Consider the following 17048-nt stretch of genomic DNA (forward strand, 5'->3'; position numbering starts at 1 on the left):
CCCGATGCCGCTCCGCACAATGCGTGTGCAGCGCATGCTCAATCTCTGCTGTTTACATCCAACGTTTTTACATTAAAAATTCAATGAAGAAAATACATCAGGCGCGGCGTCACCGTGGACGTCGGCCGGCAGAACCGGGGAGCACGACAGTGGCTGGTCAGTGGATCGACATCGCCGCCGCCGATGGCGGCACGTTCAAGGGCTATCTGGCGGTGCCCGCGTCAGGCTCCGGTCCCGGCATCGTGCTCCTGCAGGAGATCTTCGGCGTCAACGCCTCGATGCGCGCGGTCGCCGACTATTATGCTGAGGAAGGGTATGTGGTGCTGGCGCCGGACCTGTTCTGGCGCTTCGAGCCGGGCATCGAGCTCGGCTATGGTGAGGCGGATTTCGGTAAAGCCTTCGGCTACTACCAGCGCTTCGACGTCAATCTCGCGATCAAGGACACGGCCGACGCGCTGAAGGTGCTGCGCGCGCGTCCCGAGTGCAGGGGCAAGGTCGGCGCGCTCGGCTTCTGCCTCGGCGGCAAGCTCGCTTATCTCACCGCCGCCCGCACCGACGTCGATTGCGCCGTCTCCTATTATGGCGTTGGCATCGAGGCCGATATCGCCGAGGCCAAGAACATCAAGGGCCCGATCGTCTTCCACTTCGCCGAGCTCGACAAGTTCGCGCCCGCCGAGGCGCGCGAGGCGGTCAAGGCCGGCTTTGCCGGCCGCGACGATGCCGAGTTCTATCTCTATCCAGGCTGCGACCACGCCTTCGCCGCGCCGGAGCGCGCCAGCTTCGACAAGCCGGCGACCCTGATGGCGCATTCGCGCTCGATCGCGCTGTTCCGGAAAGTGCTCGGCCCGCACTACGATCTGTCGTCGCTGTGGGACCGTCACACCGAGCTCGAATTCGCCACCCGCTCGGCGGAGGCGACGATGGGCACGATGGTCGCCGAGCCCTACGTCAACCACATCCCGACCATGACCGGCGGCGTCGGCTACAAGGATCTCTTGAGGTTCTACGCCAACCATTTCATTCCGAAGACGCCGGCGGACACCAAGCTGGTGCCGATCTCGCGCACCATCGGCGCCGACCGCGTCGTCGACGAGATGCTGTTCTGCTTCACCCACGACATCGAGATCGACTGGATGCTGCCCGGCATCCCGCCGACCGGCAAATATGTCGAGATTCCGCTGGTTGCGATCGTCCGCTTCCGCGGCGACAAGCTCTACAACGAGCACATCTACTGGGATCAGGCCTCGGTGCTGGTGCAGATCGGCCTGCTCGATCCGGCGAAGCTCCCGGTCGCCGGCATCGAGACGGCGAAGAAGCTGGTCGACGAATCCCTGCCCTCGAACACGCTGATGAAGCGCTGGGCCGAGAGCGCGCCGAACTGATCAATTCGTCCGGCGGCGTCGGCAGGGACGTCGCTTCTCTTCGCTCATCGTCCTTCGTCCATGCGGAGTTGCATCACCATGCGTGACCATCAGATCTCTCGTCGTACGATGTTGCAGCTCGCAGGCGCAGCTGCGTTGCCACTCGCCACCGGCCTGCCGCTGCGCCCCGCCAGTGCCGCGCCGGGCACGCTGACCATCGCCTACAACGTCAACCTGCCGTCGTTCGATCCGACCGTCGGCGTCTCGGCGGTCAATCCGACCATCCAGTCGATCTACCAGGCCATCTTCGATCCCTATATCGGCCAGGCCGCCGATCTCTCGTTCAAGCCGGGCCTCTTGACGAAGTGGGGCTGGAACGAGGACCGCACCAAGGTCACGATGGAGCTGCGCTCCGACGCGACCTGGCATGACGGCTCCAAGGTGACGCCGGAGGACGTGGTGTGGTCGCTGACCCGCGCCGCCGATCCGAAGGGCGGCAACCCGATCCAGTTCGTCTGGTCGAAGATCAACAACTTCAAGATCGACGGCCAGACCATCACGGCCGACGTGGTCGAGTTCGAGCCGGTGCTGTTCAAATGGATGGCGTTCCTCACCGGCTACGTGCTGCCCAAGGCCTATTACGAGAAGGTCGGCGCGGAGGGCTTTGAGAAGGCGCCGATCGGCTCCGGCCCGTACAAGGTCGATGCCTTCGAGCGCAACGCGTTCCTGCGGCTGAAGGCGCATCCCGGCTATTGGGGGCCGAAGCCGGCGTTCGAGACCGTCGTCTTCAAGTTCGTCACCGATCCGACCAGCCGCGTCGCCGAGATCGAGTCCGGTGGCTCCGACATCACCTTCGAGATTCCCTATGAAGAGTTCGACCGCCTCAAGGCCAAGCCGAATTTGGCAGGCCTGACGCAGCCGATCTCCGACATCGGAATGATCTTCCTCACCGACATCGATCCGATGCTCGACCGCAACATCAGGCTCGCCGCCAACCACGCCATCGACAAGAAGGCGATCGTCGACAAGCTGCTGCGCGGCTATGGCGTGCCGATCGATACCTTGGAAGCTCCGGGCTACGCCGCCTTCGATCCCTCGATCAAGGTCGCCTATGATCCGGAGCTCGCCAAGAGCCTGCTCGCCCAGAGCGGCTACTCGGCCGCTAAGCCGGTCAAGTTCACCATCCAGACCACGCGCGGCTTCAAGCCGAAGGACTACGAAATGGTCCAGGCGATCGCCGGCATGTGGCGCAAGGTCGGCATCGAGGCCAACATCGAGGTCTACGAGATCGCGCAGCATTTCGAGCTGCGCGCCCGCCACGCGCTGGCGCCGGCGGCGTTCTACAATTGGGGCAACGCGATCGGCGATCCCACGACCTCGACCGGCTTTGCGATGTTCGGCCCGTCGCCACATTCAGCCTGGAAGGGCAAGGACCTGATCGAGCGCATCGGGCCCTTGTGGGGCGAGAAGGACGAGGCCAAGCGCATCGCCGGCTGGAAAGCGGTCGACAAATACATCGCCGAGGAGGGTGAGGTGATCCCGCTGCTGCAATACGTCCAGCCGATCGTGCACAAGAAGGGCCTCAAGGTGGTGCCGCAGGCCAACGGCATGATCCTGCCGCAGCTCGTGACCCAGGGCTGAGACGGAGTCGGGCGATGCGCTGGAGCGCCATTCTCAAGCGCCTCGCTCTGATCCCGCCGACCCTGCTCGGCGTCGGCGCCATCGTGTTCGTGCTGCTGCGCGTGGTGCCCGGCGATCCCATCGCGATGATGATCCCGCCCGGCGCCTCGCCGGCCGACATTGCGCGGCTGCGCGCGCTCTACGGCCTCGATCAGCCGCTGCTGTCGCAGTTCATCACCTGGCTTGGCCAAGTCGCGTCGGGCGATTTCGGCCGCTCGATCAGCCTGCGCCAGCAGGTGTTCGAATTGGTCGGCGCGCGGCTGCCGGCGACCCTTGAGCTCGCAGCGCTCTCGGTGATCATGGCGCTCGTGATGGGCGGAGCCGTGGCGCTGGTCGGCAGCCTCACGCGCGGCACCCGCGCCGAATGGCTGCTCGACACCGCCAACGGCTTCTTTCTCGCCATTCCTGATTTCCTGTGGGCCCTGATCCTGCTGCTCGGCTTCGGCGTGCTGCTGCCGCTGCTGCCGATTTCCGGCCGGCTCGATCCGCAGCTTGCCGTGGCCTTCCGCACCCACTTCTATCTGATCGAGAGCCTGCTCACCCTGCGCCTCGACGTCGCCGCCGATCTCTTGCGCCATATGTTGCTGCCGTCGCTGGCGCTCGCGCTGCCCTTCGCCGCGCTGGTCGCGCGTCTCCTCAAGGCGCAGCTCGCAGAGGCCGAGGACCAGGACTACGCCCAGATCGCCCGCACCCGCGGATTTTCGCGCACCACGATCCTGCAGCGCGAGGTGTTCCCCAACGCGCTGATCCCGACGGTCGCGCTCTCAGGCGTGCAGATCACCCTGTTGCTCGGCGGCACCGTGCTGGTCGAGCGCATCTTCTCCTACGAGGGCATCGGCAACATGGCGATCGATGCCGTCATCAACCGCGACTTCCCGCTGATCCAGGGGCTGATCCTGACCTTCGCCGTCCTGTTCATCGCTCTCAATCTCGCCGTCGACCTGCTGGTGGCGCTGCTCGATCCGAGGCTGCGCCATGGTTGACCTGGTTCTTTCTGGCCCGATCACGGCCCAGCCGTCGCGCTGGCGCAGCGCTCTCTCACGCGGCGGCGCGCGGCTGTGGATCGGCGGCGGCCTTGTGGCGCTGCTGCTGCTCATCGCGCTGTTCGCCCCGGTCATCGCGCCGCATGATCCGGCCGAGCAGGATCTGATGTCGGCGCAGCTGCCGCCGGCCTTCATGCGCGGCGGCGAGGCGGCGTTTCCGTTGGGCACCGACAGCCTCGGCCGCTGCGTGCTGTCGCGCCTGATATATTCCGCGCGTACTGCGGTCTCCGTCGCGCTGATCGCCTCGCTGCTCGCTGCGGTCATCGGCATCGCACTCGGCCTGATTGCCGGCGCCTTCGGCGGCTGGATCGATCAGCTGGTGTCGCGGCTGATCGACGTCTGGATGGCGTTCCCGCCGGTGCTGCTGTCGATCGTGCTCGCCGCCGTCATCGGCGCCGGCCTCACCTCGGTTATTGCTGCGATCGTGGTCGTCGACTGGACCCGCTTCGCCCGCATCACCAGAGCCGAAACGCAGGCGCAGCTCGCGCGCGACTACGCCGCCGCGGCCCGGGTGCTCGGCCTCACCCGCGCGCAGGCGCTGCGGCTCGAGATCCTGCCCAACCTCGTGCCGCTGATCGTCACGTTGCTGGCGGTCGAGATGGGCATAGCTATTCTGGTCGAGGTCATCCTGTCCTTCGTCGGCATCTCCGTCACCGGCGACACCGCGAGCTGGGGCGGCATGATCACCGAGGGACGGCAGATCGTCTACCAGGCGCCCTGGATCATGGCGCTGCCGATCGGCGCCGTCATCGTCAGCGTGATCGGCTTCAACCTGCTCGGCGACGGCCTGCGCGCCGCGCTCGATCCGGTGCAGCGCCGATGAGTGCCGTGCTCGACATCGACAATCTCCACGTCGCGATCGGCGCCGCCAATGTGCTGCGCGGCGTCTCCTTGCGCGTCGAGGCCGGCGAGGTCCGCGGGCTCGTCGGCGAATCCGGTGCCGGCAAGTCGATGGTCGGCCGCACCATCTTCGGCCTGCTGCCGGCGAAGGCCGCCATCACGGCCGGCCGCGTGAGCTTCGAGGGGCGCGACCTCCTGGCGACGCCGGACAAGCAGCGCCGCGACCTGCTGGGACGGCGCATCGCGCTGATCCCGCAGGATCCGATGACGTCGCTCAACCCGGTCCGGCGTATCGGCGCGCAGATATGCGCGGTGTTGCAGCTGCATCTGAAGCTGTCGAAGCGTGCCGCGCGCGATCGCGCCGCCGAGCTGCTGAGCGAGGTCGCGATCCGCGATCCCGCTGGCGTCCTCGCACTCTATCCGCACGAGCTCTCCGGCGGCATGCGCCAGCGCGTGCTGATCGCGATGGCCTTCGCCTGTGACCCGTCGCTCGTCATCGCCGACGAGCCGACCACCGCGCTCGACGTCACCGTGCAGCGCCAGGTGCTGCAACTGGTCGAGCGGATGCGCCAGCGCCACGGCGCGGCGATCCTGTTCGTCACCCACGATCTCGGCGTCGTCGCCAAGGTCTGCCGCAGCATGACCGTTCTGCATGCCGGCCGCGTGCTCGAGGATGGATTGACCTCGGACGTGCTGGTGAAGCCGCACCACGCCTATACGCGCGCGCTGCTGGCGGCAACGCCGCGCGCCGACCGTCCCGCGGATAGTTTAAAGCCGGTGCCTCCGGCGCTGATCGAAAGCTTGTGGGCCGAGGCGCACAGGCTCGATCAGCTCGCGGCGGGGAGGCCGGCATGAGCGAGATCCTGCTGCGCGCCGGCCAGCTCGGCTTCGCCTATCCGGCGCGATCGAAATCGCTGTTCGGCAAGCCGGTCATGCGCGACGTCATCAAGTCGGTCGATCTCGCCGTTTCGCGCGGCGCGGTGCTCGGCCTCGTCGGCGAATCCGGTTCGGGCAAGACCACACTGGGCCGGCTGCTGGTGCGGCTCTTGGAGCCGACGTCGGGCGGCATCCAGTTCGACGGCGTCGAGATCAGCCGTCTGTCCGAAGCCGCGCTGCGCCCCTTGCGCGCGCGCATCCAGATGATCTTCCAGGATCCGCAATCCTCGCTCAATCCGCGCCTGCCGCTCGCGGTCACCTTGACGCGCCAGCTCGAGGTCTATGGACAGTTGAAAGGCCGGCGCGATCGCCGCGACCGCGCCGCCGCGCTGCTCGATCTCGTCGGCCTGCCGACAGCCTTCGTCGACCGTTATCCGCACGAGCTCTCCGGCGGCCAGCGCCAGCGCGCCGGCATCGCACGCGCGCTGGCGCTGCAGCCTGACTTCATCGTCGCCGACGAGATCGTCTCCGGGCTCGACGTCTCGACCCAGGCGCACATCCTGATGCTGTTGAAGGAGCTGCGCGCCAGGCTCGGGCTGACCGTGGTCTTCATCAGCCATGATCTCTCAGTGATCCGCGTGCTCTGCGACGAGGTCGCCATTCTCAAGGGCGGCGAGGTGGTCGAGCACGGCCCGGTCGGCCGCATCTTCTCCCATCCGCAACACGCCTATACGCGCCAGCTCCTGGCCGCCATTCCGCTCCCCGATGTCGAGCCGGGCTGGCTCGACGACACCTCGCCCCGTGAGCAACCCCAGCAGCAGGGATCAGCCGCATGAGTGCCTCGATCAAGGACTCCGTCGTCGTCATCACCGGCGCCACCGGCGCCATCGCGAAGGCGCTCATCGCCGAGCTGCTCGCCCGCGGCGCTGCGAAGATCTATGCCGCCGCCCGCGACGTCTCCGCGCTCACGGCGTCCGACAGGGTCGTGCCGTTGAAGCTCGACGTCACCAGCGATGGGGACGCGGCAGCCGCCGCCGCACAGGCTTCCGACGCGACGCTGCTGATCAACAATGCCGGCGTCAATCACAACACTGCGTTCATGCTCGCGCCCGATCTCGCCATCGCCACGGAGGAGATCGAGATCAACTACCTCGCGCCGTTGCGGCTGACGCGCGCCTTCGCGCCGGTGCTGATCAAGAACCAGGGGGCCGTGCTCAACATCCTGACCATCCTGGCGCGGGTGAACCTGCCGCTGATGGGCTCCTATTGCGCCTCGAAGGCCGCGGCGCTGAGCCTCACGCAAGGACTGCGCGGCGAACTGACGCCGAAGGGCGTCCACGTCGCCGGCGCGCTGCCCGGTGCCGTCGACACGCGCATGACGGCCGGCCTGCCGATCCCGAAGATGACGCCGGCCGAGGCCGCCAAGGAAATTCTCGACGGCTACGAGACCGGCGAGGAGGACATCTATGTCGGCGACATGGCCAAGGGCATCGCCGCCGGCCTCGCGCAGGATCACAAGGCGGTGGAAAAGCAATTGGCGTCGGGCTAGCACGAACGCCCTGATAAAAGTCGCACCCGGAGCAGCGACGCGAGAAGGTCGACGCGGCAGAGCGCGCGAGGCCTGGAACCGAGATTTCTGCCGCGACGAGGCGTCAGTTCTTCCGATCCCGAAAACTATAGGTGACAGGCCCCAGCGCGGGCCCAGGAGACTGAGACGACTGGCATTGGCTTCCCGAGGCACCGGTTTCCTTTGAAGCCTGCCAGGCGTACGTAAAGGCCAGGGAGCGGCCCGAGAGCGTGGCCGAAGTGCGACAGTCTGCCGTTACTCGCTTCTCCGAAGACGGCCGGCCCCTAGGCAGGTTGCAGGAACTGGGTGACGTCCGCCATTTGTTGGGGAACGCGCCTTTTGCCAAGCTCGAAAAGGTCATCGTAGCGCAGCGCGGAAGGAACGCTGCCCTATGGGAGCAGATCGAACCAAGGCGTCGTGAACGAGGGCGGCTGCTTGAGGCCCGGTATAGACCAGGCGTTGCCCGCCTAAGGTCAGATTGATTGAAGCCCCTGGCTCACCCGCCGAGCTTGTCACCCCTAAATGGAGGTGCGGCATGCCCCGGAAGTCAAATACGCCTGGTGAGGCCCGTAACGAGTTCGTGCAGCTCGCGCTTGTCCCGAACGCCAACATTCAGAGCCTTTGTCGGCGGGGATCACCGTTCAATGAGAATACGCGCAGCGGGCGATAACACGCGCCTTTGCCCACGGGACATGAGCGCAGCGCTCGCATCTGAGTTTCAGAGGGAGGATAGTTCCCCAAGCAGTTTCACAGTCAGATCGTCACCAAGTGTGGTTATCAGCGCTGGCCATCGCCCATCAACGGCTTCATGGGCTCCCCATCTGGACTATAGGACGACACGCCGTCTCCGACGGAAAAGGACATCAGGTCGTGTCCGATAACTAATGGACCCTGGTACGTCGCGCGGGTGCGCCGAAGCAGCGCCTCCTCGGGCACATCCTGCACCGGCTTCACCGTCGCGAATACGACATGCGAATAGACCGCCAGCTTCGGCTTTGCGAGCGAGAAGATCCGCCCGGCTTCCTCTGGTGAAGTGTGATGGGCTTCGATAGCACGATAAGAGGGATAATCCTTCACGAGATCAGGTTCGATGATTGCGACCTCGTGAACCAGCAGATCGGCGCCTTTCGCGGCGTTCACGATTCGCTCGTCATATTTGGTGTCACCCGATAGAACGACTTTCTTGCCGCCGTACTCGATCAGGTAGCCGAAGGCTGGCTTGATCTTCTCACCGTGGTTGACCTCAATCGCCGTGACCTTCACGCCGCCCTTCTCATAGACGAGTCCGGGCTGAATGTCGTGCGCATTAAATGCCACGCCTTCCGGCGGCAGATGTTCGTCATCCTCGCGAATGCGAATATCCTCCGAGAACGCCTTGGTCAGGTTTTGCGTCATTGCGACGGTTCCGGCCGGCCCGAAGATCACCATCGGTGATTTTCGTGAGGCCCAGGGCGTTCCGATCCAGCCGCTGAGCCACATATCAGGCAAGCCGACAATATGGTCGGAGTGGAGATGCGTGATGAAATGAGCGGTGATGGCGCCGAGCGGAATTCGCTTCTGGAAGAGGCGAATGGTCGAGCCCCGCCCCATATCAAACAGCAATTTCTCGGGTCCGGCCTCGACGAGTGTTGACGCACTGAAGCTTCCGATCCGTGGGGTCGGTGTGCCGGTTCCGAGCAAAGTCACCTTCATCTCATCTGCCGCGGATGGATGTCCCCACAGCAGAACACAGGCCGCAATTGTAGAGGCAACTAGTCTCACTATGCCAGTTTCGATTGCTTGCATCTGAACACCGAACATTTTCGAGGTTGCTGATAGCAGGGGGGCCTGTGGCCGTCGCCACCTTTATCAGCTTGGTCCATTTAGGGACGCGGCTCGATCGTTGATGTGTGTCTTTCGGCTCAGCGTCAATGGTCGACGAACGTTTGACGAAATCAAATGTGTTCTGCGATGCACAATGCTGCTGTTGGAGATTGTCAAACGACGGTATGTTTCGAAAACGTCACCTCATCCGCCATCCTCCACCCTCAGCCGGAACGTCATGAGCAATTTGAAGGATCCGTCAAACATTGACGAGTATCTCGCGTTTCGTATCTATAATCTTGGAAAGCTCGCCGCGCGGGGCGCGGGCATCATGCTACGGCGGGAGTTGGGGATCGGTCGGCGCGACTGGCGCATTCTTGCTTACGTCGCGCAACGTCCTGGCATGAGCCTGAGCGAACTCGCCGAAGTCGCCGACATCGAGCTGGAGCCTGCAAGTCGAGGGGTTGGTAGGCTCGTGGGCAGCGGAATCATTGCGAAGACAAGGCTCCCCAAAAATAAGCGACGTTTGGCACTTTCGCTGACGGACACTGGACAGGCCCTGTACGAGCAGGCGCAACGGATAACCAAGGCGTACAATAGAGATTTGGCAGCGTGTCTGAGCGATGAAGACGCACATATGTTGGACATGCTGCTGAGGAGACTCTCGGAACGAGCTACGGAGCTCACTGATCTGCAGGCAGCCGCGGGCGGCGAAGAAGATATCGTCGAATAGGGTATTCGATGCCGTCATGCCCCCCGGCTGCTGCCATTAGTCGAACCGACGCCAGCTGGAAGCGAGTTCAGCGCATGCGGACAATGCAGGGGGCGCGCCCGAAAACGTCATGAGCTCGAGGAAATTGCGGCGATCGCATCGATGATCATCGTCAATCCGCCGGTATAGTCGTTGGGTTTGTCCGAAAGAGGTTTCAGCAGCATTGGCCGCAGCACGCTTGAGCGAGCAACTGGAACGACGTCGCCAAACTCGCAGGCCCAAGTCACTCCAAATGGCACCGGCTATTTGCCTGCGAGCCCGGCGGCCTGAATGATCGGCGCCCACCTCTCGCAGTCTTCCATTTGAATCGCGCCAAGCTGCGGCGGCCGTTGGCGATGTTGCATCTTTGGCCATCGATCGCTCCACTTCACCTAAGAGCCCTTCTATGCCGAACGCCGCAGTCCGCCGGGCGATCGCTGCCGAATAGGTCATCTTTCTGTGCTTCGGCAGCGCATGCCGCCTTACTACGAATTCATCTCACCGACAGGATGAATTAATTCGTCGGACAGGACGTAGTAATCTGACCAGCGTTACTCCTTCGTGCAACGCCGTGAGGCGCAACATCTCGAAGGAGACAATCCATGTCGGACAGCAATCAGCAACCTCGCCGCAGGATCATGCCCGCGCGGCGCCTGACTCTGCTCGGATCGGCTGCCGTGATCGGTTCGGCGATCGCGCTGTCGGGACCGCTCGGCTATGGCCGCCTGATCGATCAGGCATGGGCGGCGGCGCCTTCCCAGGGCGAGCAGGGCCCCACTGGCTTCGCCGATCTGGTCGCCAAGGTGAGGCCCGCGGTGATCTCCGTCCGCGTCAGTGTCGACGAAGGTGACGAGACCGACATGCTTGGGCCGAACGGGGAGCCGTTCATGCAGGGTACGCCGTTCGAGAAGTTCTTCCGCCAATACGGATTCGCCGACGGCCCGCAAGGCAAGATGCGTCGCCACCAGTTGATTACGGGAGTTGGCTCCGGATTCTTCATTTCGGCCGACGGCTACGCGGTGACCAACAACCATGTCGTGGACCACGCGAAGTCGGTGCAGGTCACCACCGACGACGGCAAGACCTACACCGCCAAAGTCATTGGGACCGACCCGAAGACCGACGTCGCGCTGATCAAGGTCGAAGGCAAGTCGGACTTCACCTATGTCAACCTGGACAGCAAAACGCCGCGCGTCGGTGACTGGGTCGTGGCGGTCGGCAATCCCTATGGCCTCGGGGGCACCGTCACGGCGGGCATCGTCTCGGCGGAAGGCCGCGAGCTCAGCTCAAGCCCCTATGACAACTACATCCAGATCGACGCGCCGATCAACAAGGGCAATTCGGGCGGTCCCACCTTCGATACCAACGGCAATGTTATCGGCGTCAACACCGCGATCTATTCGCCCACAGGCGGCTCGGTCGGAATCGGCTTCGATATACCTGCGCCGACGGTCAAGATGATCGTTGCCCAGCTTAAGGACAAGGGCGTGGTGACCCGGGGCTGGCTCGGCGTGCAGGTCCAGCCGGTGACCGCAGGCATCGCAGAAGGCCTCGGCATGAAGAACGCCGCGGGCGCGCTGGTCGACGAAGCAAAGCCGGATACGCCGGCGGCGAAAGCCGGGATTGAACCTGGCGACGTCATTACGGCCGTCAACGGTGAAGCCATCAAGGACTCGCGCGCCCTGGCGGGCCGGATTTCGGCGATGGCCCCCGGAAGCTCTGCAAAGCTCGACATCCTTCGCAAGGGTGAGTCCCGGACCATCGCTGTGACGCTTGCGAACATGCCGAACCAGCAGGAGAAGCAGGCCAGTTCCGACGATCACGACAACGGCTCGGCTCGCGGCGTGCCACATCTCGGTCTGTCGGTCGCGCCCGCAGAGGACGTGGCGGGCGCCGGAAACAAGGGTGTTGTGGTCACCGCCGTGGATCCCGACGGCCCGGCGGCGGAGCACGGTATGCAGTCCGGTGATGTGATTCTCGATGTCGGCGGCAGGACCGTCGGCACCGTCGCCGAACTGCGCAGCGCGTTGTCGGAGGCAAGGTCCGCCGGCAAGCGCGACGTGCTGATGCGGGTCAAGTCCGCCGCCAATACCCATTTTGTTGCGGTCCCGATCGGCTGACGCGCCGATACGGAGCCTGCTGCCGGTGCTCTCCCCATCGCCGGCAGCAGGCCACGCGTTGTGTGCGGGATGAACGACGGACATGCGGCGAGCCCCGTGCCGACCCGACGTCTCGGCGAGGGGCGACTCCGCAAAATCGTTGCGGCGGACGGCGCGTCCTGTGGCCACATCTGACGCATCCGGTACTGAAACGGTAACCGGATGTCGCGAAGTGCGTTTCACGTCAGGGGGCGACCAACGGTGGGGAGTCAGCACTCATGGGTATGGTCAACAAGGAAACACCAACCGAGCGCCTTCCGGCCCGCGCGAAGACGGATCGACTGCATCCGCACGTTACCGGATCCCGGCCGGACTTCCGGCCTGGCTGGACGTCTCGGTCTGTAGGGCGCAGTCGGAGGACAGCGAGATGATGTCGCGGGTGCCGTCGACTGGCTGCAAGTCGGTGGCGAGATGGTGCCGTTTCGCGATCGAGGGACAGCAGCCGGGATACCGGCCGGCAGGATCAAGATCCAGCGCGGGCCTTGGATATGACGGTCGCTCGGACAAGCGCGCAGAGAGACTGACGCTAAAGCTACCGAGCCGGTGCCAGATCCGCCAAACCAGTCTCTGCAAGGTCGAGATCGCAGGGTCAAGATCGAGTGCGTCGTGATCGAACCCCTCGGTTTCACAACAAAACGACAGGAGGACGCCATGATCGAGCAGCTCACGAACTTTCCAGACCAGGTCCTCGGGTTCCGCTGCAGCGGCCGGGTGACGAAGGAGGACTATGACAAGGTGCTGGCGCCCGCCGTGCTCGCCGGACTTCAAGCCAACCGGACTCTTCGATTATACTACGAGACCGGCAAGGATTTCACGCTCGATGCCGGCGCAATGTGGGAAGACTTCAAGATCGGCATCGAGCATCTGATGCGCTGGGACAGGATCGCGGTCGTGACCGACATCGAATGGATCCGGACGGCGGTACGTCTCTTCGCGTTCATGATGCCGGCAACGACCAGGGTGTTTTCGCTGTCCGAGGCGGCCGAGGCCCACGCCTGGATCGCCGCATGACCAGAGGAGCAGGGTGAGGGGACGCCGCTGCGCGCACCTATCTCACCGCGATGTTCGGCCAGCACGCGACCTACCGACGCGTGGACATGTTCCTCAAGGCCGGCCCGATCGTTCTCGACTTTCTCGAGCGGAAGACGGGCGTCCTGTTCGCGGCGCATCCGGTCCACCTCGCTGGACCATTGAGGCATGTCCTCGGTCTTCTCACCCGCTATGCGATGGACCGGATCGGCGACACACGGAACACGCCTGGTCATGGGAAACGCACTCGTCGCACGACTTCTCGACAGCATCCATCGCCTTGCCATCGACCTGCGCTTCGACGCCCGCACCGACTTAGAACGATCAGTTCACCTCCATGCGGAAAGATATCCGCAGGAAATGTGCGTTCCCAACCCGAGACCGATCTGACAAAGGAATAATCGCTGGGCTGGATCGCGCCGCTTTGGCCCAAGGAGTCTGGCGGCCCGGGCTGATCGATCTTGTTGTGGCTTCGTCGAGCACGACCACGCGGACCGAACCTCATCGCGGACGGGCGATACCTGCTCGTGATCACCGGCGGGGCCGGTCGGGCCACGGCGTGCCGGCCCGTCCGGTTCTTCGGGCGCCGGCCGGGGCCATTTTCCGAAAGTCCAGACGCGGCGCCGCGAGGGCCCTGGCCCAGCGGGAGTGATGGTTCACAAATCGCAGCAAACTGAAGGACATGCAGATGCCTCACGCCGCACCGTTCGGCTGGCACGATTGCTGCTTACTGAGCCGCCAAACGAGCGCCAGCTCCAGAACAACAGATGCGAGGGGACGTCCGGATGCCAGCCTACAGCTCATTCCTCACCTGAGACCCGGTGACGGGCGATCCCGACTGCGCAGCTTAGCGGGTCCGCCTCGCGCGGCCCGCGTCCAGACGCGCGACGTTGCCCCGGCACGCAATGGAGCCGGCGCGGAAGCGGGTCCTAGGCAGGCCAGAGAGATAGACCGAGTAAGATCAGGGAGAGAAGATACGATGTCTGCAACCATCACAGCGGCCGCGGCGCCGCAGAAGCCGTTCTACCGGATCCTCTATGTGCAGGTCCTGTTCGCGATCGTGCTCGGTGTCGTCGTCGGCTGGCTCTGGCCCGAGCTCGGCAGGAACGAATGGATCAAGGCGCTCGGCGACGGCTTCGTCAAGCTGATCAAGATGGTGATCGCGCCGGTCATCTTCTGCACCGTCGTGTCGGGCATCGCGCATGTCTCCGAGGTGAAGAAGGTCGGGCGCGTCGCCGTCAAGGCACTGATCTATTTCGAGATCGTCTCGACCTTCGCGCTTGCGCTCGGGCTCATCGTCGGCAATTTCATCCAGCCTGGGGCGGGGTTCCAGGGCCAGAGCAACGCCGGCGCCGCCGCCGTCGCCAACTACGCCAAGCAGGCGAGCGAGATGAAGTCGGTCGACTTCGTGCTTCACATCATCCCGGACACGGTGGTCGGAGCGTTCGCGCAGGGCGAGATCCTGCAGGTGCTGCTGTTCTCGATCCTGTTCGGCATCTCGCTGATGGCGCTCGGCGAGCGCGGCCACACGATGCGCGCCTTCGTCGACGACGCCGCGCACGCGATCTTCGGCGTCATCGCTCTCGTGGTGAAGGCCGCTCCGATCGGCGCCTTCGGCGCCATGGCCTTCACCATCGGCCGCTATGGGCCGCAGGCGCTCGGCAACCTCGCCGGCCTGATCGCGACCTTCTATCTCACGGCGATCGCTTTCGTCGTGATCGTGCTCGGCATCATCGCCCGCATCGCCGGGTTCTCGATCTTCAAGTTCCTCAAATACATCAAGGACGAGCTGCTGATCGTGCTCGGCACCTCGTCGTCCGAGAGCGCGCTGCCGCAGATGATGGAGAAGCTGGAGCGGCTCGGCTGCTCCAAGCCGGTCGTCGGCCTGGTGGTTCCGACCGGCTACTCGTTCAATCTCGACGGCACCAACATCTACATGACGCTGGCGACGCTGTTCATTGCGCAGGCGATGAACGTTCACCTCTCCTTCGGCGAGCAGATCACGATCCTGCTGGTCGCGATGCTGACCTCGAAGGGTGCCTCGGGCATCACCGGCGCAGGCTTCATCACCCTGGCCGGAACACTTGCGGCCGTGCGGCCGGAGCTCGTTCCCGGCATGGCAATCGTGCTCGGCATCGACAAGTTCATGAGCGAATGCCGCGCACTGACCAACCTGTGCGGCAACGGCGTCGCCTGCGTGATCGTGGCGTGGTGGGAAGGCGAGCTGGATCGCGACAAGCTGCGCATCGCGCTCGATCGCGATATCGATCCGGCCGATGTCGAGGTCGCCGTCACGACGGGATAGGCCTGCGGTCGCGGGTGGCGCTGCTGTCGCATTCCAGCGTCAGTGGCGCCGTCGTGCCAAAATGTGGCATGCCCGCTTCGTCATCGTCAGGGCCCGGCGCATCAGTCGGTCAAGCCCAATCGCGATGCCGCCAACATCTCGGATAATCTGCTAGGGTGGCAGCGGGCAGGGGCTCACCGTGGAGGCATCCTGCCTGGCGCCGCAAGGCCGCGCATTCCGACGTGATGACGCAACCGGAGTGACATCGCAGTCCCTCCGTCGCGGCGCGGTCACCCTTGGGGAGGTTGGATGATGGCCGTCGCGCAGTCTGGTGTTCCTCGCATCGTGATCGTCGGCGGCGGTGCCGGCGGCCTGGAGCTCGCGACCCGGCTCGGAGACGGATACGGCCGCAAGGGGAAGCTCGACGTCACCCTGGTCGAGCGCAACCGCACCCATGTCTGGAAGCCGAAGCTGCACGAGATCGCCGCGGGCAGCATGGACCTCTCGGCGCATGAGGTTGACTATCTCGCCCAGGCCTATTGGCACGGCTTCCACTACCGCATCGGCGACATGATCGGCCTCGACCGCGACAAGCGCGAGGTGCTGGTGGCGCCCTATCTCGATGCGGAGGGGCGCGAGGTCACGCCGCGGCGGACCATCCCCTATGACGTGCTCGTCATGGCCATCGGCAGCCAGAACAATGATTTCGGCACGCCCGGTGTCGTCGACCACGCGATCAAGCTGGAATCGCAGCACGACGCCCGGCGTTTCCACGAGCGCATGGTCAACGCCTGCATCCGCGCCCACTCGCAGTCGTCGCCGATCGCCCCGCACCAGCTCAAGGTGGCGATCATCGGCGCCGGCGCGACCGGCGTCGAGCTGGCCGCCGAGCTGCATCGGACGACCCGCGAGGTGGTGGCCTATGGCCTCGACCAGGTCGATGCCGAGAAGGACATCCGGATCACGCTGATCGAAGCCGCGGGCCGGGTGTTGCCGGCCTTGCCCGAGCGGGTGTCGCGCGAGACCGAGAAGCTGCTCGCAAGGCTCGGCGTCGAGGTGCTGGTCGGCGCCAAGGTCGCCGAGGTCGGGCCCGACAAAGTGAGCCTCGCCGACGGCCGTGTCATCCCGGCCGAGCTGATCGTCTGGGCCGCGGGCGTCAAGGCGCCCGACTTCCTGAAGGACATCGCGGGGCTGGAGACCAACCGCATCAACCAGCTCGTGGTCAGGCAGACGCTGCAGACCACGCGCGACGAGCGCGTCTTCGCGATCGGCGACTGCTCGGCCTGCTCCTGGGGCGAGCGCGGCAACGTGCCGCCGCGGGCGCAGGCCGCGCATCAGCAGGCCTCGCACCTCTACAAGCAGATCCCGCGCTTCGTCAGGGGCGAGCCGCTGGCGGACTACCGCTATCACGATTTCGGCTCGCTGGTGTCGCTCGGCGAGTTCAGCACGGTCGGCTCGATGATGGGCGCGCTGGTCGGCGGCAATCTGGTGTTCGAAGGCCTGTTCGCGCGGATGATGTATCTGTCGCTCTACAAGATGCACGAATACGCGCTGCACGGCTTCGCCAAGGTGACCCTGGACACGCTGGCGCGGCTGATCACCCGCCGCACCGAGCCGCACGTCAAGCTGCACTGACGAGGGTGCCCAGGGCGCCG

At 64.7% G+C, this 17048-nt stretch carries 13 protein-coding genes; 12 read left to right on the plus strand and 1 reads right to left on the minus strand.

The features are described 5' to 3' along the window. Positions 1-149: 149 nt before the first annotated feature. The 7 genes from QW845_RS15310 to QW845_RS15340 all read left to right on the plus strand — a co-directional run bounded on the left by QW845_RS15310 (position 150) and on the right by QW845_RS15340 (position 7349). On the plus strand, positions 150-1382 hold the full coding sequence (locus QW845_RS15310) for a dienelactone hydrolase family protein (protein ID WP_315802391.1): 1233 nt from the start codon (positions 150-152) through the stop codon (positions 1380-1382). A gap of 78 nt (positions 1383-1460) precedes the next feature. Further along, the gene (locus tag QW845_RS15315) at positions 1461-3002 is read left to right on the plus strand and encodes an ABC transporter substrate-binding protein (RefSeq protein ID WP_315802392.1); all 1542 of its coding nucleotides are present in this window, start codon (positions 1461-1463) and stop codon (positions 3000-3002) included. A 14-nt stretch (positions 3003-3016) separates the two neighbouring features. Next, a complete protein-coding gene (locus QW845_RS15320; protein ID WP_315802393.1) occupies positions 3017-4024 on the plus strand; it encodes an ABC transporter permease in 1008 nt (335 codons plus the stop codon). Then, positions 4017-4907, plus strand: coding sequence for an ABC transporter permease (locus QW845_RS15325; RefSeq protein WP_315802394.1), 891 nt, complete (start codon positions 4017-4019; stop codon positions 4905-4907). The genes QW845_RS15320 and QW845_RS15325 overlap by 8 nt, the downstream gene beginning before the upstream one ends. Beyond that, positions 4904-5779, plus strand: a complete 876-nt coding sequence (locus QW845_RS15330; RefSeq protein ID WP_315802395.1) for an ABC transporter ATP-binding protein — start codon at positions 4904-4906, stop codon at positions 5777-5779. Before QW845_RS15325 ends, QW845_RS15330 begins: the two co-directional genes overlap by 4 nt. Then, positions 5776-6636 carry an ATP-binding cassette domain-containing protein gene (locus tag QW845_RS15335; RefSeq protein WP_315802396.1) on the plus strand — a complete coding sequence of 287 codons (861 nt, stop codon included), beginning with the start codon at positions 5776-5778 and terminating at the stop codon, positions 6634-6636. Before QW845_RS15330 ends, QW845_RS15335 begins: the two co-directional genes overlap by 4 nt. Next, positions 6633-7349, plus strand: a complete 717-nt coding sequence (locus tag QW845_RS15340) for an SDR family oxidoreductase (RefSeq protein ID WP_315802397.1) — start codon at positions 6633-6635, stop codon at positions 7347-7349. Before QW845_RS15335 ends, QW845_RS15340 begins: the two co-directional genes overlap by 4 nt. A gap of 795 nt (positions 7350-8144) precedes the next feature. Here QW845_RS15340 and QW845_RS15345 read toward each other — a convergent pair. Beyond that, positions 8145-9059 (minus strand): MBL fold metallo-hydrolase, encoded by a 915-nt coding sequence (locus QW845_RS15345; RefSeq protein WP_315802398.1) that lies wholly within the window; start codon positions 9057-9059, stop codon positions 8145-8147. 349 nt (positions 9060-9408) lie between these two features. On the opposite strand from QW845_RS15345, the gene QW845_RS15350 reads away from it, so the two are divergent. From QW845_RS15350 to QW845_RS15370, 5 genes are all read left to right on the plus strand, one after another. Continuing rightward, positions 9409-9903, plus strand: coding sequence for a MarR family winged helix-turn-helix transcriptional regulator (locus QW845_RS15350; protein WP_315802399.1), 495 nt, complete (start codon positions 9409-9411; stop codon positions 9901-9903). 620 nt (positions 9904-10523) lie between these two features. Further along, positions 10524-12041: a Do family serine endopeptidase gene (locus tag QW845_RS15355; protein ID WP_315802400.1), complete on the plus strand. Its 1518-nt coding sequence runs from the start codon at positions 10524-10526 to the stop codon at positions 12039-12041. A 690-nt stretch (positions 12042-12731) separates the two neighbouring features. Continuing rightward, a complete protein-coding gene (locus tag QW845_RS15360; RefSeq protein ID WP_315802401.1) occupies positions 12732-13091 on the plus strand; it encodes an STAS/SEC14 domain-containing protein in 360 nt (119 codons plus the stop codon). 997 nt (positions 13092-14088) lie between these two features. After that, positions 14089-15414 (plus strand): dicarboxylate/amino acid:cation symporter, encoded by a 1326-nt coding sequence (locus QW845_RS15365; RefSeq protein WP_315802402.1) that lies wholly within the window; start codon positions 14089-14091, stop codon positions 15412-15414. A gap of 291 nt (positions 15415-15705) precedes the next feature. Beyond that, positions 15706-17028: an NAD(P)/FAD-dependent oxidoreductase gene (locus QW845_RS15370; RefSeq protein WP_315802544.1), complete on the plus strand. Its 1323-nt coding sequence runs from the start codon at positions 15706-15708 to the stop codon at positions 17026-17028. Positions 17029-17048 lie beyond the last annotated feature (20 nt).

Source organism: Bradyrhizobium sp. SZCCHNS3002, from assembly GCF_032377435.1.
GTDB lineage: Bacteria > Pseudomonadota > Alphaproteobacteria > Rhizobiales > Xanthobacteraceae > Bradyrhizobium.

Coding starts and splice junctions, on each gene's coding strand:
- QW845_RS15365 (WP_315802402.1), top strand. CDS start 14,089: ATGTCTGCAACCATCACAGCGGCCGCGGCGCCGCAGAAGCCGTTCTAC.
- QW845_RS15340 (WP_315802397.1), top strand. CDS start 6,633: ATGAGTGCCTCGATCAAGGACTCCGTCGTCGTCATCACCGGCGCCACC.
- QW845_RS15345 (WP_315802398.1), bottom strand. CDS start 9,059: ATGAAGGTGACTTTGCTCGGAACCGGCACACCGACCCCACGGATCGGA.
- QW845_RS15315 (WP_315802392.1), top strand. CDS start 1,461: ATGCGTGACCATCAGATCTCTCGTCGTACGATGTTGCAGCTCGCAGGC.
- QW845_RS15355 (WP_315802400.1), top strand. CDS start 10,524: ATGTCGGACAGCAATCAGCAACCTCGCCGCAGGATCATGCCCGCGCGG.
- QW845_RS15330 (WP_315802395.1), top strand. CDS start 4,904: ATGAGTGCCGTGCTCGACATCGACAATCTCCACGTCGCGATCGGCGCC.
- QW845_RS15370 (WP_315802544.1), top strand. CDS start 15,706: ATGGCCGTCGCGCAGTCTGGTGTTCCTCGCATCGTGATCGTCGGCGGC.
- QW845_RS15360 (WP_315802401.1), top strand. CDS start 12,732: ATGATCGAGCAGCTCACGAACTTTCCAGACCAGGTCCTCGGGTTCCGC.
- QW845_RS15325 (WP_315802394.1), top strand. CDS start 4,017: ATGGTTGACCTGGTTCTTTCTGGCCCGATCACGGCCCAGCCGTCGCGC.
- QW845_RS15350 (WP_315802399.1), top strand. CDS start 9,409: ATGAGCAATTTGAAGGATCCGTCAAACATTGACGAGTATCTCGCGTTT.
- QW845_RS15320 (WP_315802393.1), top strand. CDS start 3,017: ATGCGCTGGAGCGCCATTCTCAAGCGCCTCGCTCTGATCCCGCCGACC.
- QW845_RS15335 (WP_315802396.1), top strand. CDS start 5,776: ATGAGCGAGATCCTGCTGCGCGCCGGCCAGCTCGGCTTCGCCTATCCG.